The organism is Lactobacillus johnsonii (genome assembly GCF_014058685.1).
In the GTDB taxonomy this organism is placed as follows: domain Bacteria; phylum Bacillota; class Bacilli; order Lactobacillales; family Lactobacillaceae; genus Lactobacillus.
In genome coordinates this window covers 1310229-1327218 of record NZ_CP059055.1, presented here as the reverse complement: position 1 = coordinate 1327218, position 16990 = coordinate 1310229, and the positions used below count along the sequence as shown (strand labels likewise).

Sequence of the window (16990 nt, the reverse complement as noted above, 5' to 3'; positions counted from 1 at the left end):
TCTAAATTTCGTCCAAAATATTGATTATTTGTTTGTCTGATTTTTGTTTTAGTTCGTCCAACATATATGCATAAGTGGAAGCAGTTATACTCATATTGGAGTGTCCTAACCGTTTACTGATAGAATATAAATCCACTCCTTTAAAAAGTAGCATTGCAACGTGTGTATGTCGCAAACTATGGAAGTGAAAACCTTCTTTTTCGATATTTAGTTTCTTTAAGTGTTTGCGTAAAACTTTATTCACAGCAGTTGATGTTGGAATAGTGCCATCATTGTTAATAAATAGTCTCTCAGTTCCATTTTCTTTAAGTTGGAGTAGAATATCAAGTAACTTATGATCTACAGCTATAACACGGGTAGAAGAGCGATTTTTAGTTTCCTTGTTAATCTCGTCTGAGTCATAATTAACAATTTTATTATTATCATAGTCCCATGACTTAGTTATGTGGATTTGCTGATTTTTAAAATCTATATCATGCCATGTAAGCACTCTGATTTCTCCCGGACGCATTCCAGTATAAATTATAGTTAGAAGCATATATCTGCTTATATAAGATGGCTTAATGCCATTTAAAAGAGATTTAACTAGCAATTGGACTTGGGCAAAGTTTAAATAATCAATTTTTCTATTTTTTTCTTCATTCCAAACTAAATTAATTCTGTCAGTGAAGTTCTTCCTTATAATTCCTTCGCTGATTGCATCTTTAACGCATGATCTAATTGATCCATGCGTTTTTTTTACAGTATCTTTAGCGTGGTTAGATCCGTAATCGTTTATAAATTTCTGATATTTAAGACGATTCATTTTAGAGATTTTTACGTCAGGAAAATTTAACTTAATTAGATCATAGATTCTAGCATAGCGTCTTTTAGTATTATTTGATTTACCAGTAATTTTAAAGGTTTCGTACCAAATTTTAAAATATTCAGCAAAAATGGGGTCTTTATTAGAGATTTGTTCGTCATCTTTAGCTACTTCCATCTCATTAGCCCATTTTTGAGCGTCTCGCTTAGTTTCGAACCCACCTTTGGATTTATACTGTCGCTCGTTATTAATGTACCATGATACCTCTGCCGTCCATTTCTTTCCCCGTTTTCTTATTCGTGCCATTTTAATCCTTATTTCTTATATGTTGACGAGCATATTTTTCTCCTTGTTTTGCAATCTGAGGGGCGCCTGCAGGAGCATTAGATAGTTTATTATGTTCATCAAAGCCAAGAATAACTTTATCATTACCATATGTAAGGGTTACAAAACCGTCTTCATTTTCTTCAGTTGGTTTCACTTTCATAATTTTTTTGACTGTAGTTAACTTCATTCCATACTTTAATTTTTTTGCTCTAGATAATAAGGTATCTTTAGATTTTTTAGTTTTAGCCTTTTTCTTATGATGGGTAGATTTTTGCTTTGCTTCGACAATTTGTGAACTATGTTTTTGAATCAAGGGGAAAGAGCTACCTAAAATTACTGTAGCTGTTATAGAGGTAATTACTGCTTTAAATTTAACTTTCATTTATGTCTCCTATATGTGCTTTTAAAGATTAAGTAATTCTTTCTTTTTTGCATCAAATTCTTCTTGAGTGATAATATCATCATCTAAAAGTTGCTTATATTTTCTAATTTCATCAGGAACATCTGGAGTAGATTGAACTACTGTCTGAGATTGAGTAGGAGACTTAATTGCAGCCATTTGTTCTCTGATAGTTTTAGCCATGATAGGAGCAGCCACAGCGTTAATTTTTTCAATTCCAGTTACATTAGCTCCATTAGTGATTGATACAGTACCAGAGACAAATTGCTTGCTATAAGATACTGCATTAATCACAGCGAGAGGAATCTCTTTCTGATCCATTCCAACAATCATATTCTTGTTTAAAAAGATAACTCTTTTGTTGGTACATACTACTAGCCAAGTATGACCATCAAGGACACCTGAACAAGCATATTTGATTGTTTCAGTATTATCTAATACTTCTGGAAGAGCTTTAATCTCTTTCTTTACGAAAGTTAAATCGAATACCTTAGCAGCAATAAGTTCTTGTTTAACCTTTTCTGAAGTATCCATTTTCTGGATCTTTTCAGTTTCATTTTGTGCCATAGCATCATCTAATGAATGAGTATTTACCTGCTTATTATCAATATTAGACAATTTTTCCTTTGAGTTTTCTACAATTTTATCTGATTTAGCTTGAGTTTTAGCTGTTCTTTTTTTTATCCAATTTTGAGTTGCAGTTTTATAATTACCACCATTTGCAAGGAATTCTTGAAACTCATTAAATGTCAAAGTTTTAGCCCAAAATAAAGCAGCATTAGGAGTAGTTGCCCAGCCTTTACCCCAATTAGATTTTTTTAGGCATTTTGAGCAAACTACACCATCTTTTAGTTTTAACTTTGTTAAACTTGATTTTCCACACATTAAGCATTTTTTATTCATTCTTATTTTCCTCATCAATATGTTTTTGAAGTTTCTTTTTTACTTTTTGTTCATAAAATCGCCTAAAATAGTAAATCATTGCTGTTTTCAAATTTTTTGGCAACGACTTTTTTCAATCTTTCCGGAATCCCGAACTGTAGCATGAACTCTCCAGGGTCTTCGCAGGTGTACCCTTGGGAAGAAGCATAATCCCAGATGAGATTTAATCCATATAAATCAGCTTGATCTTCCTTGAATGCGTCATCGTTTCGGTTAAAGGCATCATGTTCTTGCCAGTCATAATCATGGGCATAGTACATAACACCTGTATCGCCATTAATGCAATGTCCGAGTTCATGCGCAGCCATAAACGGCACTTCTGGTGGATTCCACCAGTTTGTATTGACAATGATAAGCTTCTTTTGCGGAAGATACCTAGAGCGGAAATGTCTGTCGTCTAAGCGAGAAAGTATAACACCGAGGTTATGATCCTCAATCAAATGACATATATATAGTAGTAAATCATTATTATACATAGTTACTCGTAGTGAACGTCTCCATCATTCTTATGTCTTTCAAGGATAGCCTTGATAATATCCATATCTTCATCTGAAACAGGACGACCACCGTAGCTAAGTACGACAGGGTCTTTTTCTAAGTCAACTGATTTAGTTTCATTTTCTTCATTTCCACTGTTGTCATTACCCATTAAGTATCCATTAGATACATCATACAGAGTAGCTATTTGATTAATAGTTTGAATATCAGGCTCACTAATGCCATATTCCCAATTAGCATAAGTTGAAAGTCCAATGCCTAAATGTTTAGCAACATTAGTTTTACTCCAGCCTTTGCCTTCTCTAAGCTGTTTTAATTTATCACTAAAATCGGTCATATTTTTGACCTCCTCAATCAAATTACAATTATATTGTAACTTAATTTTATATTTTTAAAATATTTTTACAAAAAATATGTAGTATTATATAAGTATAAAGTTACAAGATATTTGTAACTGAAAGGAGGGAAAACATGCCAAGTCTTACTAAGGAGAATAGCGCCCAAATTTTAGATCAATATCTAAAAGAACATGGAATTAAGAAAAGTTATCTTGCTAGAAAGATGAATATGTCGCCATCTAATTTAACTGGATATTTGAATGGAACATTACGTTTTACAGCTGAGTTTGCTTTTGGTGTAGCAGATGCTCTAAATATTTCACCTTCCATTTTTTTAAATAAAAGTTACAAGATTTAGGAAACAAGTAGAGGAGATACAAGAAAATGAAAATCTAATTTGAACTTGAACATGCTGAGGATTAAGAGAGATATGGGTGATTAGATGCCTGAGCTAATTAACAAAGATGCTCTCATAGTTATCTTTAAACCAATTATCAAAGCTTTATTTGATAAGGAAAAGGAAGAAGCAGAGGGCGCAACAATCAATATTGATGAGTTCCGAAAAAAGTATTGCGGAGGTAAGGGTCAAGAGTGGGTAAGAATATATATTTTTGATCGATTTGAAAAGGAAATTGATTTCGAAAATGGCGGTTTTGTAGTTAACCCACACAACGGTAAGAAAACAATCATCTTTAGAAAAGATGCTAAGAAGTGGATCGAAGAAAATTACCACCGCATTGATTGGAATGCAAGCATAAAAAAAGATTATGGGAGATAGAAAAATGATTAAAGTTACAACTTCTGACGTAATTAGACAATTGCTATCAAGAGGAGTGTTCGAGTTGAAGAAAGATGCCGAGTATCAAATTGGCATTAAAAATGAACAAATTGTTGTTAACAAAAATGGATCGGCTGAAATTGCTTATCTAGGTAATACATTGGAAAGTGTCATTCAATTAGCAGAAATGTTTAAGAAGATAGGCACTAAGGAACAACAGAAGCAAATTAACGCAGCACTTGCGGATTTAGTAACGATTGGAGATTACTGGAATGAAGCGTAAGACAGATTGGCTAGTTGCAATTGTTTGCTCAGAAGTAATTGCAGCAGGAATTATATGTATCACTATGTTGGGCTATTACTTCTGGAGAATATTCCTTTAAAGGAGGTGAGAAAGATGACATTAGAAGCAAGATTAATCAGTAATAGCAACGCATTTTTCGCTAAGCAAGATAAGTCACCATTAGTTGCTGATGAGTACGATAAGCAATTCCAAATTGCATTAATGACACAAAAAAAGCCGTTACCGACTGCAATCGGGAACGACTAATTCAAAGGTTTATAAATTAAATTTCTAAGGAGTATTTTACCACAATGATTGAGATTATGACACAAGAACAAGCAAGAACTTTTAGAGAGCAACGACTGCTGGAAGAACAAAGAAAGTTAGCCGAACAAGGTATCAGTTCAGCATTTGAAGGACAGTTCTTAGTAACAATCGGCGACAGCAGTTGTGATTATTACAACTTTAAGCACTTTATTACTACACAAATTTTTGAGATGGGTATTGATAACTTTGTTGAAAAAACGGATTGGGACAAAAAAGAAGTAATAGAATATCTAGCTACTGTTGACCAATACGATGACCTCTGGGAAGAGCAAGTTATGGATTACTTCGGCGGTATGGAGGGCAACTACTGATGGCTAGTAAACATGCAGAGTTCGAGAAAAAATACAAGACGTGGCAATACAAACTGGAGAAAGAAGCCAGTGATTGGACTAAGAAGATCGTTGCTGAAGCTTTAAAACATAGATCATATCAGCAAAGTATTAACTGGATTAACAGTTTAAAACCAAAAATTGATGATAGTTTTCCCGGAGGAAGTTTAGGAGCGGAAATTAACTATTTAAGAGAAATAGCAGAAGACGCACGTCAAGAAATTATTAAACAAGAAGAGTCTCAGAACCCCAATTTAGCTATTGAACTTAAAAAAGCACTTCAAGAAAACGCTGAATTAAAACAAAAGTTATCCGAATTGAGTAAGAAGCCTAAGGAGTAACCACCATGACAGAAAAAGTAAAAGTTCCAATTTTAACTCAAATTCAAAATGAATTAAAAGCGCCAAAGAGCCAGTATAACAGCTTTGGTCATTATAAGTATCGAAATGCTGAGGATATTGAACAAGCTCTAAAGCCACTACTTGCTAAGTATGGAGCAACATTAACCATCGATGAAGATGTACGAATGGTTGGAGATCGGATTTATTTTGTTGAAACCGCTCGCTATAAGGATCAAGAGCAAGAAGTTAAGGTTCAAGGCTGGGCAAGAGAAGCCCAGAACAAAAAAGGAATGGACGATAGTCAAATATCAGGGGCTACAAGTTCTTATGCAGTTAAATACGCCTTAGCCAAGTTATTCTTAATTGATGATACCCAAGATACTGATAGCAATGGATATCAAAGGAATCAACAGCAAGCTGTTCAAAATCAAAAGCCAGCACGGCGACAATCAACACCGAGTAAACCCAAAAAAATGACGAGAAATCAACTATATGAGTATCAGGCTAACTACAACGGAAAAAAGAGGTTTCTAGTAACTATTTATACCGAATGCGATAAACAGAAAAAGATGGGACTAAATGCTAAAACCAGTGTACCAATCGAATGGTGGCATCAAAAATTAGAAGAAGAGTCTGCTGATGGTGAAGCCGTAAGGCAATTCACAGCAATGGCTATAGCAGCTAATAAGAAAAAAGAAAGCAAAGTTCCTGATTACGCAAAAGATCCAGAAGTAGAAGCAGAGATTGAAAAGGCATTGTCCTAGAAAGTGAGAAATCATGAATAATGAACAGCCTAATTACTACTCAATTCTCACAGCCAATGTGAGATACGACAGAAAGCTAAAAGCTAACGAAAAGCTATTATTTAGTGAGATTACAGCATTAGCTAATAAGAGCGGATACTGCACAGCTACTAATAATTACTTTGCTAATTTATACGGCAAATCAAAGACAACTATTTCAAACTGGATTAATCACTTGAAAGAAAGAGGATATTTGAAAGTCTATCTCGAAAAAGATGGTAGCCAAATCATCGGTAGAAAATTATATCCAGTTGCTGAACCCGTTAAAGAAAATAAGGATACTCCTGTTAAAGAAAAAGATAATACCCCTATTAAAGAAAAAGACAATACCTATTCAAGAAAAGAACAAGAGGGTATTAAAGAAAACTTTAAACACCCTATTAAAGAAAAGTTTAAAGAGAATAATACAAGTATTAATAATACAAGTATAAATAAAGAGAGAGAGATAAGGGACGACCAAAAAACAGATTATTCCTTAATCGTAAATGAATTATTGAATTATTATGAATTTCAATCTAGAAAATATCGAGTAGATATGCCCAAAATAACTAACCATGAACGAATACTATTAACACAAGTAGTTAGAGGAAAACCATTAGCTTCTTTGCATAAAGCAGTTGATAAAACTTTATTTGGAGCTATAGATTATCCAATTGGTTATCTAATTAAATGTATAAGCAATATAGAGCCTAACAATGTATCGATCAAAGAAGGGTAACCACCATGCAAAACCGAATAAAGGAATTACGAGAAAAAAGAAACTTGACGCTTGATGATGTTCAAATACAAACAGGGATCAATCGTGGAACATTCAGTAATTACGAGAACGGAACGACTGAGCCAAAATTAAATACATGGCAGAAGTTGGCAGATTATTTCAACGTATCAGTGCCTTACTTGCAAGGACTGGATCAGATTTGGTATCAAGCTGAATGCTTGGAATGCCACAAAGTATTTAGAATTTCGTCACAAGATGCCGATAAAGTTAACTGCTGCCCATTTTGTAAAGAATTTTATTTATCAATTTCAAAAGCTAATTAAGAAGATTAGAGGAGTAAATCATGAAAGATGTTGTTTTTAACGAAGTTGTAAGCGGAAGAAGAATTATGGTTTTTAAACATACTAAGCCTTGGACTTACTATACAGGATATATCCAACTTTACCCGCTTGATGATCCTGCTGAATGGATCGCTCAAGTTAACAATCGAAACGAAGATTACTTTGATAGATTAGATGAATTTTCCAATTTTCCATACGGTGTTACCTATGCTGGTAATTTAAGCATTGACGGCGAATGGTGGGTTGGATTTGATACTGCTAGCGCACCATCAGGAGAGATTGACAAAGAAGAGTGTATTGATGCTCTTAAGGCTACAGCATTAACTTTGAAAATAAGGGCTAAAGCGGTAAAGGATGCTGTTGCTAATCTAAAGGACAAAAAAGATAAAGCTACTGAAAAGCCGAAGAATGTTGGCTTGTTACTAGAAACATTAACTGATATAGCTAAGGCGAATACCGCTAACAAGTTTGATGAGAAAGACAATGCTGAACGGTATTTGAATGAAGCAGGAAATAATGTGGCAGGTTATCTTATTAAAGAATTAGGCGTTAACCCAGCTGATATTGCCTTATATGCTATTGCAAAAATTGTACTAAACGAGGACGAAGAGGATTAAAAAATGAGTAAATATGTAAGAGGAACAGAACACATCAGCGAAGAATTAGCAAAATTTATCGGAAAGACCTTGGGAATTGTAGCAGTTGGAGATGAAAATTTAGCTTTAAAGCTGATTGATGAAGTATCAAAAATAGTCGATCAAAATTCTTTAGATGCAATTGTTAGTAGCCAAATAGGGCAGCAGCTGTTTACAGCCTTACAATTTGGAAACACTAAAGATGTAATTGATGGATTTAAAGAGTTGCTTAATGATGACGAAGAAGGAGAAAAGGTAGCCAAGGAGTTTATAAAGGCACAACTTCTAAACATTCTTGGAGAGGGCGAAGATGATGAGTAGTGAATTAATTAAAGTGACAGTTAATAATGACCAACAGCTAGTTAGTGCTAGAGATTTGTATAAAGGATTAGGGCTAAAAGGTCGTTTTAGCAGATGGGTAGACAATAATTTTGATTTATATACCGAAAACGAAGATTTTTACAAGTGTACATCAAGTACGGTTGTTGGAAACGGGGCTAAACGAGAAATTGTTGACTATGCCTTAACAATTTCAATGGCTAAACAACTTGCAATGATGGCAAGAACAGAAACATCAAAATTATATCGAGAGTATTTCTTAGAACTAGAAAGAAAGTGGAATGATCCACAAAACGTTATTCAACGTGCTATGGATATTCTTCATAGTGAGAACTTGCAACTTAAGCTTGAAAACAAGAGTCTAAGTAGACAGCTAGAAGAGAGTAACAAGAAAGCTAGCTATTTAGATGTCATTCTTGGGACTACTGATGCAATGCTAACAACACAAATTGCTATGGATTATGGATATAGCGCTAGAGAGTTTAACAAGTTACTCAATCGTATGAAAATTCAGCATAAAGTTAACGGTCAATGGATCTTATATAAAGCTTATATGGGCAAAAAGTACACAACAACAAAGATGTATTCCTACACTGATAAACACGGTAAAGATCATGCTAAGCCACTTACAGCGTGGAAACAAAAAGGTAGACGCTTGATTTACGACGTGCTTAAAGAAAATGACGTTCTACCACTAATCGAGAGAGAGGACATTGCTTAATGCTTGAAGAAAACCATAATTTGGAAAAGATTATCGAAGACGCAAAAGAGTACCGATGGTACTCAATCCCTGATATGTACATGGTTGAGATCTTAGACACAACAGGTCGCTCGGCTGGGTATGCTAAGTCGATATTTATCGACAAGAAAGAGGCAGCAAAAGTTGCTAAGAAGCTCCATGGAGTAGTAAGGCAGGTAAGTCAAAATGAGTAAAACCCAGCTAAAACCAAAGTGGTATGCAATGTATAGAGGAGACACATTTATTGATCTTGGTACAGCAGATTATTTAGCTGAAAAGTATCACAAAAAGAAACAATCTCTCCTGTACTTGTCTAAACCTGCATATCACAGAAACGCACCGAAAAATAGTCAAAGATTAACACTGTACAAAATGGAGGATTAGGCAATGAAAGTAATTGATAAGCGAGCAGAAAGAAATAATGATTGGAATGTTGGGGATGTATTAGTAACTAATACAGGCAATATAGGTCTAATTGTAAAAAATAATTATCAAAAATATTGTTTGATGAATATCAACCCTGGTGTGGAATGGGCGTATAGCACAAGGGAAGATGATATTTTTTTAGATTCTTGCGAAACTGTTGAAAAGCTATATAAAAAATTTTCCCCGACTTGGCACAAAGTAAACGCAAAGCTGGTGATTGAATGATATCCCCAAGATTGTTAGAGGGTACAAGCGCCCCAATCTATTATTTCTTTAAAATCTATAATCCATATTATTTACATGAAAAAGGCTTAGATAGATTTAGTAACGGAAGCAGAGTAGAAGCTGCGATCAATACGTATGATGGCACAGTTATAATCCCTGATGATAAGACGCCGATCTTATATACAGGCCTGGGAATATGGAAAGTACTAAGCTTTCAGGAAATGATGGAGGAAGATTAGGCGATGAAAATTAAATCAATTATTAAAACAACCAAATGTATATATGCCGTATCAGATGATGTAGATACTATCTTTAATAAAATGAACGAGCCTTATTTCTTTGCAGATACCTTGTTTAGTAAAGGAGAAAAGAGTGATTTACCTTGCTTTAGTGGTGCGTTAGCAGATGCTGAGTCAAATGATTTTTATAAAAATCGTGACGGAGAGCCTGCATATGTTATAGGACATACGCAAGTTATCTTTAATACATCGAAAATCGAGACAGTATACCCTATGGACCGAGATATTTCAGGAGTAGAGGAATAATGTCAGATTGGATATATGCAGCAGCGTTCTTGATTCTGTTAGCATTAGTTATTTTGGTTGTGGGAGCGATACGATGAAAAAAATAAGATCATTAATTGCGTTTAAAGATTTAGGTAATTATGAACAAATTACATGTTCTCCAGATAATTTTGAGCACGTGGAAACTTCGTCCGGATGTATTCGCTTAAAAGTTTGGACTAATACAACGGGCACTAAACTTAGCTATTTCAGCTATCTTAATTTGCCTGATTCGCATAAAGGTTGGAAAAATATGAATAAAGTAACGACTTTGATAATTCCAGTAAGTAGATTGATATATATCAAAGAAGTAGATACCACTGTAGACCAAGACGGAAACGAGGTTAGTCAGTGAAAGTAGAGTTTACGATTGAAGGACCGCCAGTAGGTAAGGCTAGACCTAGGGTTACTAGAACAGTAGCATATACGCCAAAGAAGACATCTCAGTATGAAGATTTAGTCAGGTATACGGCAATTAATAGTTTTGACGGGTACTTTGATAATGACGAGCCTGTAGATGTCAAAATAGTGGCATATTTTTCCGTCCCTAAGAGTTGGAGTAAAAAACGTAAGGCATTGTGCCTTGCTAACAAAGAATTGCCTATCAAGATGCCTGATGCGGATAATATCGGCAAGATTATCATGGACGGTATGAACCCTAAGAAAAAGCTAAACAGGCAGCTTAAAAAGATGGTCGAAGTTATACGTGGCGTATACAAAGATGACAGACAGGTTACTAAATTGCTTGTTGTAAAGAGATATGCAGACCGTCCTAGGGTTGAAGTGAGAATTAAGAGAGATATGGGGGATTAGAAAAAATGGAAAAAGATAGAGTGACTGAAAGTTATGATTGGGTATATGGATGGAAAGTTGAGGATGGCAAGTGTGTGCCACCAGCTAAAAATCATTCCTTACCTGAATTTGTTCAAAAGCGCATTGATTGGGTTTCAAATGAAATTCAGGGAGGGATGCTTACATTCCGCGGTGCTTTCAAAATGCTGTTAGATATTGATGATGAGGAAGATCTGAAAAAAGATTGGGAGTTTGGGGCTTCTAGCGATTACATGCCTGTTAGTGATGAGTACCGTAACTGGTTAAATGATCCGATTCTGGGCAATATTAGAAGCGTAGCATTGATGATTGCCGTAATTTACGGATAGATTGGGGAATTAGATGGAAGAGATAGACGTAAGCTTGCCAAGTAAATTTATGGATGCCTGTGTAGCAAAGAATAGGGACAAAGCCTTGAGATTAGCAAAATTGATGGCTAAGCAACATAACTGCACTTTAAAGGCTGAACTTGATCTTTTAGACTTTGATGCCAGCATTTTATCTAGTGAATACCGTTTGCCAATTACCACTATGATTAAGGAATTAAGAAAACATGAAGCATAGCGCAGCATTAATTACTGTAGCAGGGATACTCATTTGCTTAGGTGCAGTCGGATTTGTGGTTTTTGTCCTATGAGTGATCTTAAGTATCAAAAAGGCGAATGGTATCACGTACAGGAAGACGGAACACTTAAGCCAGTAAATTACGAAAAAGAAGTAAAAGAGTATTACAAGAAGTGGAGAGATAGATATGGAAATCAAACTAGAAATCGGCACTAGAGGGACAAGAGAAGAATTTGAAGATACTTATACTGAAGATTTTTTAAAAAACAAAGGACTAAAAGTGCTGCCAAGTGGTAGATTAGACTTATTTTTAAAACCTTGGGCAGTTCATACCAAAGTTGGTTGGATGTGTTCTTTTAGCAAATATGATGTACTGACGTACATGGGCAAAGGAATTTGGGATTTAAGAGTATATAAGCCTTCAGAAGAAGAGAAAGAATTATTGGAAGAAATCGACGATATGGAGTTTTGAAATGAAACTATATGATTTTGAGGTTAATCCCTATACATACAAGAACTTTAAAACTGAACAACTTAAGAATTTTCAATCAATGCTTAAATCTAATATTAGAAATTTTAAGGATATTGACAAACCAACTTTGGAAGATATGGAACATGAGTACAAGGCAGAAGAGCTTCTTCCATTGATTGAGCATGAAATCAAAGTGAGGTCTAAAGATGGACGAGACTAGAAATGAGTTAGAAGTTGGCAATGAAACAATGGTCATGATGTACTTAAATATTTTGAAATATGCCAAGCATCATTGTTCTAATGACGAAGATCCTTATGAAATTACTGATCGAGTATTTACTGATGCTCTAGTAGCAAATAACAAAAACAATTAGAAGACGAGAGGGAGTGTAAGTGTGTATCAAATTAATTTGGGATTACAGCCAAATCCAAGAGCTACAGCTAGGAAGGTGGATAAATTTCTGACTACTGAGTTTCAGAGATATCTTAACTTGGCTGGCTTGCACCGTAATCAACTTACAAGCCCTCAATTATCTTTTGCACCAGGGTCAACAAATGAGAACGGCGTTGAAAACAACTTCATTGATGAAGCACAGGACGATATTGATATTGCTGATCCTGCTAGAAAGGTGTGTGCAGCTATCTATAAAACAATGGATAATTGCACCGATACAGCATTTAAACCTTACAGACGCATCTTAATTGGCACGTATATAGATCAATTAAGAATTGTTGATGTAGCAGCGACTGTTAATTTATCTACTCGGTCAATCGACAATAAGAAAATTAACGCACAATGCGAATTTGCTGACCGTTGGCTTTACTGGAAGAAGTATTTTGATGTTGAAGGCTTACCTGATTTAAGAGTTTTTACTGAAAGAATTAAGACTGTTTGGTAAGCTTCGGAAAAATTGGTCGTGCGTAAAGTATGCGTAAACCTTGCGTTCTGCTTGCGTGCAAATCGTGTTAAATTGTTATTGTCGAAAGATTAGGTGGTAGGATCTTTCGACGACACCTCGATGGTGCTATGAGTGCGGTTTTTCGAACTTAAAAAATACTCCTTTCTAAAATTAATAGAAGATCTTGATTGTGTAAGTACAATTGACTGACCGTCCTTGGTAGGCGTTAGCAGTCGTTCAATTCGGCTGGCGGTTATAGCCCGAGACAGCGGGCTAATCGATGAGAGACGATAAAAAAAGACCTCTAATAAAATATTTCTCGTAGTTTCTTAATTATTCAAGTTAAGCAGGTTCAATTCCTGCTTGGCTTATAGCACCTAAGCAGGTAGTCATTATCAGACTATTATGTGTAATAGTATGTAGCTTAGGTGCAACCTTCTATCGCCATGACCCCTCAACGGTTTCGAGGGAGAGCGTAGACTAAGAGCTGGTTATCTGTTCGCAGTGGACCGCAGCAGATACCGTGGGTAGAACGGAACACAATTTGGAATTAGAAAGAAGGCAATCTTCTTTCATAAATATCTAGCGAGGTTCGACTCCTTGCCTGCCCGTTGCCTGTCGGAAAGCAGGCGTTAAGCAAATATACCTTGTCATGCAATATATTTGCGTTTTATCCGTAATAGTAATTCATATTCACAAAACATGTATTACTTGTCGTTTAATTTACAGTCAAAAAAGTTTCTGGTTTAGCTCTGTACCTGACAGAGCATTCTAGGACTATAGCCAAATTGGTAAGGCATCAGGTTTTGATCCTGTGTAGTGTTGGTTCGAGCCCAGCTAGTCCTATAGATTAGCTTTATTTTCCTTCTTTAAGTAAAGTTAATCTAATTCTTGAAACAACATTTTTGTGCTTAAGGTTGATTGTTTTAATGGTTAGCGGTAAGTCGGTCAAAGATACGTAACTCCGCATTAAATCTAATACTGAGATGCCGTGGCAATCGTAAAAGCGAGGCTTAAGTATAGCAGCTTTCCTAGTACAGCTCGTTGGTCAAATGGCTAAGACGCCACCCTTTCACGGTGGAGTTACAAGTTCAATTCTTGTACGGGCTATGGGAACTAATTGAATTAATTCACCGCATTAAGAAATTCCTCTATATTATGTATTTAACACTTGAGGCTATTGCTCTGTGTTCGCTGTGCGGACATGCATCCCTTATAAGGATGTCCTTAATAAAAAGAGCATAGTTTGGCAAAGTGGTCCAGTAGCAACGACAGCGGACTGTAAATCCGCCACCGAAAGGTTTCATAGGTGCAAGTCCTATCTTTGCCATTGCTGGATATTCCAGCTAAAAAATTCAATCATCTCAAAAAGTCAACCCCTATTCGTGTGGAGTTGATTTTTTTATAATAGTTTTGAGGTGATTGTGTTTATGTTAGAAATAATTAGTATAGTTTCAACAGTAGTAATGATTGTATTAATTGGAATAGTATTAAAGCTACCAGATTTAATTACACAAAAATGGCTTGAAACTATAAAAAATAAAAATGCACATGATATTCAAATCGAATCATATTTTAAGCAACTCGGAGGTAAACAACAACAAGAAGTACTAGCTAGTTGGACAGATTTTTTAACAGATATGGATGGTACTATTGCTAAGATTAGTAGTGAAAATCCAGATGCATTAAAAATTTATAAGAAGCTTATGCATGATACGATAATATATGGATCAGATCGAACTGTAAAATTGATATCCGCCTATAATTCAGCTACTTTTGCACTTAATAAATCAAAACAATTTGATCCATATAAAATGATGGTATATATTGCATATATTGTATCAAGTTTAAAAGAAGATTTTTCAGGCTACTATATCAGCCCTCTTACTTTATTAAAAATAAGCATAAAAGACTATGATAGTTATGCTAGTGAATATGAAAGAGGGTATGAAAGCATCAAAAAAGAGTTAATGAAGTAATGTTTTTTTTGCATTTTAATTTGTGGATATATTTGAAATATGTATTGATAATAATTATTAGTTGTATATTAGTGATTTGGATAGTTAAAAAAATAATGAAATAAGGTCAGCGTAAGCTGGCTTTTTATTTTGCAGTCAGAAAGTTGCTTTTTGGTTGGAGAAATTATGAGAAGTTTTTTTCTATTAATGTTGTGGTTTGCTCCCATTACATTTTCTTGTTTTAATTCGCTATCTAAAGTAGATGCTATTCTATTGCTTTTTATACAAATTTTAATTGCTATTTTTATTTGGACCGATAAAACAAATTAATGTGAGATTAGTTAAGTAAAATTAACTAGTCTCTTTTATTTTAGGAGGTGAGAATTTGAAAGAACTTACACCAAAACAAAAGAAATTTTGTCAGGAATATTTGAAAGACTTTAATGCTACAAGAGCCTATAAAGTTGCTTATAGTGCTAAAAAAGATATTACGGCCAGAACAAATGCTTCAAAACTACTAACAAATACCAACATTCAAAACTATTTAAGTGATGTGATGAATGAAACTAAGGCAAAAGATATTCTCGATATTGATGGTGTTCTTGATAATTTGAGCCGTCTAGCTATTGGGGAACCAAGAGAAAAAGTTTTTAAGCGAATAGATTATAAGGGCAAAAAGCCCAAGGTTGTTTATGACAATGTAACTACAGTAACTCCTGAAGATCAAGACCAGTTAAAGGCCCTGGAACTACTTGGTAAATACTATAAGATCTTTACTGATAAAGTTGAAACTCAAACTGATATTACAGTAAACATTGATCCAGGTGATTATGATGGTTAGGATTAATTTGAATTTTCCGCATCCCTCAAAAGTATTTAATCAGCAAATATACGATAATTTATTTGATTATTCTAAATTTACAGAGGTTTGGTATGGTGGAGCTTCTAGTGGCAAAAGTCATGGAGTAGTACAAAAAGTTGTATTGAAATCATTACAGCATTGGAATGTTCCAAGAAAAGTGCTTTGGTTACGTAAGGTTGATAGAACAGTTAAAAATTCAATTTTTACTGATGTCACTGAATGTTTAAGTGAATGGAATATCCTTCAATACTGTCATGTAAATAGATCTGATAAAACAATCGTCCTTCCAAATGGGGCGATTTTTTTATTTCAAGGTATGGATGACCCAGAAAAGATTAAATCTATTAAGGGACTGTCAGATGTGGTTATGGAAGAAGCAAGTGAGTTTAATCATAATGACTACACTCAACTTACTTTGCGTTTACGTGAACCTAAGCATAAACAGAGACAAATCTTCTGTATGTTTAATCCAGTTAGCAAGCTTAATTGGACATATCAGACTTGGTTTGATCCTAGTGCAGATTATGATCGGTCAAGAGTAGCTATCCATCAATCAACTTACAAAGATAATAGATTTTTAGATGAAGACAATATCAGAACGATTGAAGAGTTGAAAAATACTAATCCTGCTTATTACAAAATATACACATTAGGTGAATTTGCGACGCTTGATAAGCTTGTTTTTCCTTACTTTAAAACCAAACGATTAAATCCTCGTGATCCTAAATTATTAGCGTTAAATGATTATTTTGGGCTTGATTATGGGTTTATCAATGATCCAAGTGCATTTATGCATATCAAACTAGATATGAGAAATAAAACACTTTATGTGATGGATGAATTTGTTAAAAAGGGCTTGCTTAATAATCAGTTAGCACAAGTAATTAAGGACATGGGCTATTCAAAAGAAGTAATAACAGCTGATAGTGCTGAAAAGAAATCAATTGCTGAAATGAAAAGAGACGGTATTTATCGTATTAGACCGGCTCTAAAAGGTCCCGATTCAATAATTCAAGGTATTCAATTCCTTCAACAATTTAAATGGGTGGTTGATGATCGTTGTGTAAAGACAATTGAAGAATTGCAGAATTACACATATGTGAAAGATAAGAAGACTGATGAATATACTAATAGGCCGATCGATGCATATAACCACTGCATTGATGCTATTCGTTATGCGGTAGAGGAAGAGAATGGTCATGGAAGTACGAAAGCTAGAATTATTAAATCATTTATTTAAGGTGGTG

33 protein-coding genes and 3 tRNA genes are annotated in these 16990 nt (G+C 34.7%); 31 read left to right on the top strand and 5 right to left on the bottom strand.

Going from position 1 to position 16990, the window contains the following annotated elements:
* Position 1 precedes the first annotated feature (1 nt).
* From H0I41_RS06310 to H0I41_RS06290, 5 genes are all read right to left on the bottom strand, one after another.
* Positions 2 to 1111, bottom strand: coding sequence for a site-specific integrase (locus H0I41_RS06310; protein WP_135014394.1), 1110 nt, complete (start codon positions 1109 to 1111; stop codon positions 2 to 4).
* A 1-nt stretch (position 1112) separates the two neighbouring features.
* Positions 1113 to 1514: a hypothetical protein gene (locus tag H0I41_RS06305; protein WP_135014395.1), complete on the bottom strand. Its 402-nt coding sequence runs from the start codon at positions 1512 to 1514 to the stop codon at positions 1113 to 1115.
* Positions 1515 to 1535: 21 nt separating this feature from the next.
* Complete coding sequence (locus H0I41_RS09425) at positions 1536 to 2435, bottom strand: PH domain-containing protein (RefSeq protein WP_228099736.1); 900 nt, start codon at positions 2433 to 2435, stop codon at positions 1536 to 1538.
* 62 nt (positions 2436 to 2497) lie between these two features.
* Entirely contained in the window at positions 2498 to 2782 is a 285-nt protein-coding gene (locus tag H0I41_RS09460; protein ID WP_337250385.1) for a toxin-antitoxin system toxin subunit, read from the bottom strand.
* A 170-nt stretch (positions 2783 to 2952) separates the two neighbouring features.
* The gene (locus tag H0I41_RS06290; protein ID WP_117285579.1) at positions 2953 to 3309 is read right to left on the bottom strand and encodes a helix-turn-helix domain-containing protein; all 357 of its coding nucleotides are present in this window, start codon (positions 3307 to 3309) and stop codon (positions 2953 to 2955) included.
* Positions 3310 to 3443: 134 nt separating this feature from the next.
* Between H0I41_RS06290 and H0I41_RS06285 the strand changes: the two genes are divergently transcribed.
* The 31 genes from H0I41_RS06285 to H0I41_RS06135 all read left to right on the top strand — a co-directional run bounded on the left by H0I41_RS06285 (position 3444) and on the right by H0I41_RS06135 (position 16983).
* The gene (locus tag H0I41_RS06285; RefSeq protein ID WP_135014397.1) at positions 3444 to 3668 is read left to right on the top strand and encodes a helix-turn-helix transcriptional regulator; all 225 of its coding nucleotides are present in this window, start codon (positions 3444 to 3446) and stop codon (positions 3666 to 3668) included.
* Between the two features lie 84 nt (positions 3669 to 3752).
* A complete protein-coding gene (locus H0I41_RS06280) occupies positions 3753 to 4088 on the top strand; it encodes a DUF771 domain-containing protein (protein ID WP_135014398.1) in 336 nt (111 codons plus the stop codon).
* A 64-nt stretch (positions 4089 to 4152) separates the two neighbouring features.
* The gene (locus H0I41_RS06275; protein WP_228099737.1) at positions 4153 to 4371 is read left to right on the top strand and encodes a hypothetical protein; all 219 of its coding nucleotides are present in this window, start codon (positions 4153 to 4155) and stop codon (positions 4369 to 4371) included.
* A gap of 114 nt (positions 4372 to 4485) precedes the next feature.
* Positions 4486 to 4638: a hypothetical protein gene (locus H0I41_RS06270; RefSeq protein ID WP_167739988.1), complete on the top strand. Its 153-nt coding sequence runs from the start codon at positions 4486 to 4488 to the stop codon at positions 4636 to 4638.
* Between the two features lie 44 nt (positions 4639 to 4682).
* Positions 4683 to 5009 (top strand): hypothetical protein, encoded by a 327-nt coding sequence (locus tag H0I41_RS06265; RefSeq protein WP_135014400.1) that lies wholly within the window; start codon positions 4683 to 4685, stop codon positions 5007 to 5009.
* On the top strand, positions 5009 to 5368 hold the full coding sequence (locus H0I41_RS06260) for a hypothetical protein (protein WP_228099738.1): 360 nt from the start codon (positions 5009 to 5011) through the stop codon (positions 5366 to 5368). The genes H0I41_RS06265 and H0I41_RS06260 overlap by 1 nt, the downstream gene beginning before the upstream one ends.
* Before the next feature lie 5 nt (positions 5369 to 5373).
* A complete protein-coding gene (locus H0I41_RS06255; RefSeq protein WP_135014401.1) occupies positions 5374 to 6132 on the top strand; it encodes an ERF family protein in 759 nt (252 codons plus the stop codon).
* Positions 6133 to 6145: 13 nt separating this feature from the next.
* Positions 6146 to 6889, top strand: a complete 744-nt coding sequence (locus H0I41_RS09420; protein WP_228099739.1) for a helix-turn-helix domain-containing protein — start codon at positions 6146 to 6148, stop codon at positions 6887 to 6889.
* Between the two features lie 5 nt (positions 6890 to 6894).
* The gene (locus tag H0I41_RS06245; RefSeq protein WP_135014402.1) at positions 6895 to 7212 is read left to right on the top strand and encodes a helix-turn-helix domain-containing protein; all 318 of its coding nucleotides are present in this window, start codon (positions 6895 to 6897) and stop codon (positions 7210 to 7212) included.
* Positions 7213 to 7232: 20 nt separating this feature from the next.
* Complete coding sequence (locus H0I41_RS06240; protein WP_135014403.1) at positions 7233 to 7847, top strand: hypothetical protein; 615 nt, start codon at positions 7233 to 7235, stop codon at positions 7845 to 7847.
* A 3-nt stretch (positions 7848 to 7850) separates the two neighbouring features.
* On the top strand, positions 7851 to 8186 hold the full coding sequence (locus tag H0I41_RS06235; protein WP_135014404.1) for a hypothetical protein: 336 nt from the start codon (positions 7851 to 7853) through the stop codon (positions 8184 to 8186).
* Positions 8176 to 8925, top strand: a complete 750-nt coding sequence (locus H0I41_RS06230; RefSeq protein WP_228099740.1) for a phage antirepressor KilAC domain-containing protein — start codon at positions 8176 to 8178, stop codon at positions 8923 to 8925. The genes H0I41_RS06235 and H0I41_RS06230 overlap by 11 nt, the downstream gene beginning before the upstream one ends.
* Positions 8925 to 9137 carry a hypothetical protein gene (locus H0I41_RS06225; RefSeq protein ID WP_135014405.1) on the top strand — a complete coding sequence of 71 codons (213 nt, stop codon included), beginning with the start codon at positions 8925 to 8927 and terminating at the stop codon, positions 9135 to 9137. Before H0I41_RS06230 ends, H0I41_RS06225 begins: the two co-directional genes overlap by 1 nt.
* Positions 9130 to 9327, top strand: coding sequence for an integrase (locus H0I41_RS06220; RefSeq protein WP_135014406.1), 198 nt, complete (start codon positions 9130 to 9132; stop codon positions 9325 to 9327). Before H0I41_RS06225 ends, H0I41_RS06220 begins: the two co-directional genes overlap by 8 nt.
* A 3-nt stretch (positions 9328 to 9330) precedes the next feature.
* On the top strand, positions 9331 to 9594 hold the full coding sequence (locus H0I41_RS06215) for a hypothetical protein (protein WP_135014407.1): 264 nt from the start codon (positions 9331 to 9333) through the stop codon (positions 9592 to 9594).
* 242 nt (positions 9595 to 9836) lie between these two features.
* Positions 9837 to 10139 (top strand): hypothetical protein, encoded by a 303-nt coding sequence (locus H0I41_RS06210; protein ID WP_135014408.1) that lies wholly within the window; start codon positions 9837 to 9839, stop codon positions 10137 to 10139.
* Between the two features lie 73 nt (positions 10140 to 10212).
* A complete protein-coding gene (locus H0I41_RS06205; RefSeq protein ID WP_004896983.1) occupies positions 10213 to 10512 on the top strand; it encodes a hypothetical protein in 300 nt (99 codons plus the stop codon).
* Positions 10509 to 10970, top strand: coding sequence for a RusA family crossover junction endodeoxyribonuclease (locus H0I41_RS06200; RefSeq protein ID WP_135014409.1), 462 nt, complete (start codon positions 10509 to 10511; stop codon positions 10968 to 10970). The genes H0I41_RS06205 and H0I41_RS06200 overlap by 4 nt, the downstream gene beginning before the upstream one ends.
* A gap of 5 nt (positions 10971 to 10975) precedes the next feature.
* Entirely contained in the window at positions 10976 to 11317 is a 342-nt protein-coding gene (locus H0I41_RS06195) for a hypothetical protein (RefSeq protein WP_004896985.1), read from the top strand.
* A gap of 13 nt (positions 11318 to 11330) precedes the next feature.
* The gene (locus tag H0I41_RS06190) at positions 11331 to 11552 is read left to right on the top strand and encodes a hypothetical protein (RefSeq protein ID WP_135014410.1); all 222 of its coding nucleotides are present in this window, start codon (positions 11331 to 11333) and stop codon (positions 11550 to 11552) included.
* Between the two features lie 69 nt (positions 11553 to 11621).
* The gene (locus H0I41_RS06185) at positions 11622 to 11768 is read left to right on the top strand and encodes a hypothetical protein (protein WP_171021311.1); all 147 of its coding nucleotides are present in this window, start codon (positions 11622 to 11624) and stop codon (positions 11766 to 11768) included.
* Positions 11740 to 12024 carry a hypothetical protein gene (locus tag H0I41_RS06180; RefSeq protein ID WP_135014412.1) on the top strand — a complete coding sequence of 95 codons (285 nt, stop codon included), beginning with the start codon at positions 11740 to 11742 and terminating at the stop codon, positions 12022 to 12024. Before H0I41_RS06185 ends, H0I41_RS06180 begins: the two co-directional genes overlap by 29 nt.
* A gap of 1 nt (position 12025) precedes the next feature.
* Entirely contained in the window at positions 12026 to 12244 is a 219-nt protein-coding gene (locus H0I41_RS06175) for a hypothetical protein (RefSeq protein WP_135014413.1), read from the top strand.
* Positions 12231 to 12398 carry a hypothetical protein gene (locus H0I41_RS06170; RefSeq protein ID WP_167739989.1) on the top strand — a complete coding sequence of 56 codons (168 nt, stop codon included), beginning with the start codon at positions 12231 to 12233 and terminating at the stop codon, positions 12396 to 12398. Before H0I41_RS06175 ends, H0I41_RS06170 begins: the two co-directional genes overlap by 14 nt.
* Positions 12399 to 12419: 21 nt before the next feature.
* Positions 12420 to 12923, top strand: a complete 504-nt coding sequence (locus H0I41_RS06165; RefSeq protein WP_135014414.1) for an ArpU family phage packaging/lysis transcriptional regulator — start codon at positions 12420 to 12422, stop codon at positions 12921 to 12923.
* A gap of 773 nt (positions 12924 to 13696) precedes the next feature.
* Positions 13697 to 13769 (top strand) — tRNA-Gln (locus tag H0I41_RS06160).
* Positions 13770 to 13961: 192 nt separating this feature from the next.
* Positions 13962 to 14033 (top strand) — tRNA-Glu (locus H0I41_RS06155).
* A 138-nt stretch (positions 14034 to 14171) separates the two neighbouring features.
* Positions 14172 to 14253 (top strand) — tRNA-Tyr (locus H0I41_RS06150).
* A 100-nt stretch (positions 14254 to 14353) separates the two neighbouring features.
* Positions 14354 to 14902 carry a hypothetical protein gene (locus tag H0I41_RS06145; protein WP_135014415.1) on the top strand — a complete coding sequence of 183 codons (549 nt, stop codon included), beginning with the start codon at positions 14354 to 14356 and terminating at the stop codon, positions 14900 to 14902.
* 364 nt (positions 14903 to 15266) lie between these two features.
* Complete coding sequence (locus H0I41_RS06140; protein WP_135014416.1) at positions 15267 to 15722, top strand: terminase small subunit; 456 nt, start codon at positions 15267 to 15269, stop codon at positions 15720 to 15722.
* A complete protein-coding gene (locus H0I41_RS06135; RefSeq protein ID WP_135014417.1) occupies positions 15715 to 16983 on the top strand; it encodes a PBSX family phage terminase large subunit in 1269 nt (422 codons plus the stop codon). The genes H0I41_RS06140 and H0I41_RS06135 overlap by 8 nt, the downstream gene beginning before the upstream one ends.
* Positions 16984 to 16990 lie beyond the last annotated feature (7 nt).

Bases quoted from the DNA above. Each gene is read 5' to 3' on its own strand.
- H0I41_RS06310 (WP_135014394.1), bottom strand. From the start codon at position 1,111: ATGGCACGAATAAGAAAACGGGGAAAGAAATGGACGGCAGAGGTATCA.
- H0I41_RS06305 (WP_135014395.1), bottom strand. From the start codon at position 1,514: ATGAAAGTTAAATTTAAAGCAGTAATTACCTCTATAACAGCTACAGTA.
- H0I41_RS09425 (WP_228099736.1), bottom strand. From the start codon at position 2,435: ATGAATAAAAAATGCTTAATGTGTGGAAAATCAAGTTTAACAAAGTTA.
- H0I41_RS09460 (WP_337250385.1), bottom strand. From the start codon at position 2,782: ATGGCTGCGCATGAACTCGGACATTGCATTAATGGCGATACAGGTGTT.
- H0I41_RS06290 (WP_117285579.1), bottom strand. From the start codon at position 3,309: ATGACCGATTTTAGTGATAAATTAAAACAGCTTAGAGAAGGCAAAGGC.
- H0I41_RS06285 (WP_135014397.1), top strand. From the start codon at position 3,444: ATGCCAAGTCTTACTAAGGAGAATAGCGCCCAAATTTTAGATCAATAT.
- H0I41_RS06280 (WP_135014398.1), top strand. From the start codon at position 3,753: ATGCCTGAGCTAATTAACAAAGATGCTCTCATAGTTATCTTTAAACCA.
- H0I41_RS06270 (WP_167739988.1), top strand. From the start codon at position 4,486: ATGACATTAGAAGCAAGATTAATCAGTAATAGCAACGCATTTTTCGCT.
- H0I41_RS06265 (WP_135014400.1), top strand. From the start codon at position 4,683: ATGATTGAGATTATGACACAAGAACAAGCAAGAACTTTTAGAGAGCAA.
- H0I41_RS06260 (WP_228099738.1), top strand. From the start codon at position 5,009: ATGGCTAGTAAACATGCAGAGTTCGAGAAAAAATACAAGACGTGGCAA.
- H0I41_RS06255 (WP_135014401.1), top strand. From the start codon at position 5,374: ATGACAGAAAAAGTAAAAGTTCCAATTTTAACTCAAATTCAAAATGAA.
- H0I41_RS09420 (WP_228099739.1), top strand. From the start codon at position 6,146: ATGAATAATGAACAGCCTAATTACTACTCAATTCTCACAGCCAATGTG.
- H0I41_RS06245 (WP_135014402.1), top strand. From the start codon at position 6,895: ATGCAAAACCGAATAAAGGAATTACGAGAAAAAAGAAACTTGACGCTT.
- H0I41_RS06240 (WP_135014403.1), top strand. From the start codon at position 7,233: ATGAAAGATGTTGTTTTTAACGAAGTTGTAAGCGGAAGAAGAATTATG.
- H0I41_RS06235 (WP_135014404.1), top strand. From the start codon at position 7,851: ATGAGTAAATATGTAAGAGGAACAGAACACATCAGCGAAGAATTAGCA.
- H0I41_RS06230 (WP_228099740.1), top strand. From the start codon at position 8,176: ATGATGAGTAGTGAATTAATTAAAGTGACAGTTAATAATGACCAACAG.
- H0I41_RS06225 (WP_135014405.1), top strand. From the start codon at position 8,925: ATGCTTGAAGAAAACCATAATTTGGAAAAGATTATCGAAGACGCAAAA.
- H0I41_RS06220 (WP_135014406.1), top strand. From the start codon at position 9,130: ATGAGTAAAACCCAGCTAAAACCAAAGTGGTATGCAATGTATAGAGGA.
- H0I41_RS06215 (WP_135014407.1), top strand. From the start codon at position 9,331: ATGAAAGTAATTGATAAGCGAGCAGAAAGAAATAATGATTGGAATGTT.
- H0I41_RS06210 (WP_135014408.1), top strand. From the start codon at position 9,837: ATGAAAATTAAATCAATTATTAAAACAACCAAATGTATATATGCCGTA.
- H0I41_RS06205 (WP_004896983.1), top strand. From the start codon at position 10,213: ATGAAAAAAATAAGATCATTAATTGCGTTTAAAGATTTAGGTAATTAT.
- H0I41_RS06195 (WP_004896985.1), top strand. From the start codon at position 10,976: ATGGAAAAAGATAGAGTGACTGAAAGTTATGATTGGGTATATGGATGG.
- H0I41_RS06190 (WP_135014410.1), top strand. From the start codon at position 11,331: ATGGAAGAGATAGACGTAAGCTTGCCAAGTAAATTTATGGATGCCTGT.
- H0I41_RS06185 (WP_171021311.1), top strand. From the start codon at position 11,622: ATGAGTGATCTTAAGTATCAAAAAGGCGAATGGTATCACGTACAGGAA.
- H0I41_RS06180 (WP_135014412.1), top strand. From the start codon at position 11,740: ATGGAAATCAAACTAGAAATCGGCACTAGAGGGACAAGAGAAGAATTT.
- H0I41_RS06175 (WP_135014413.1), top strand. From the start codon at position 12,026: ATGAAACTATATGATTTTGAGGTTAATCCCTATACATACAAGAACTTT.
- H0I41_RS06170 (WP_167739989.1), top strand. From the start codon at position 12,231: ATGGACGAGACTAGAAATGAGTTAGAAGTTGGCAATGAAACAATGGTC.
- H0I41_RS06145 (WP_135014415.1), top strand. From the start codon at position 14,354: ATGTTAGAAATAATTAGTATAGTTTCAACAGTAGTAATGATTGTATTA.
- H0I41_RS06135 (WP_135014417.1), top strand. From the start codon at position 15,715: ATGGTTAGGATTAATTTGAATTTTCCGCATCCCTCAAAAGTATTTAAT.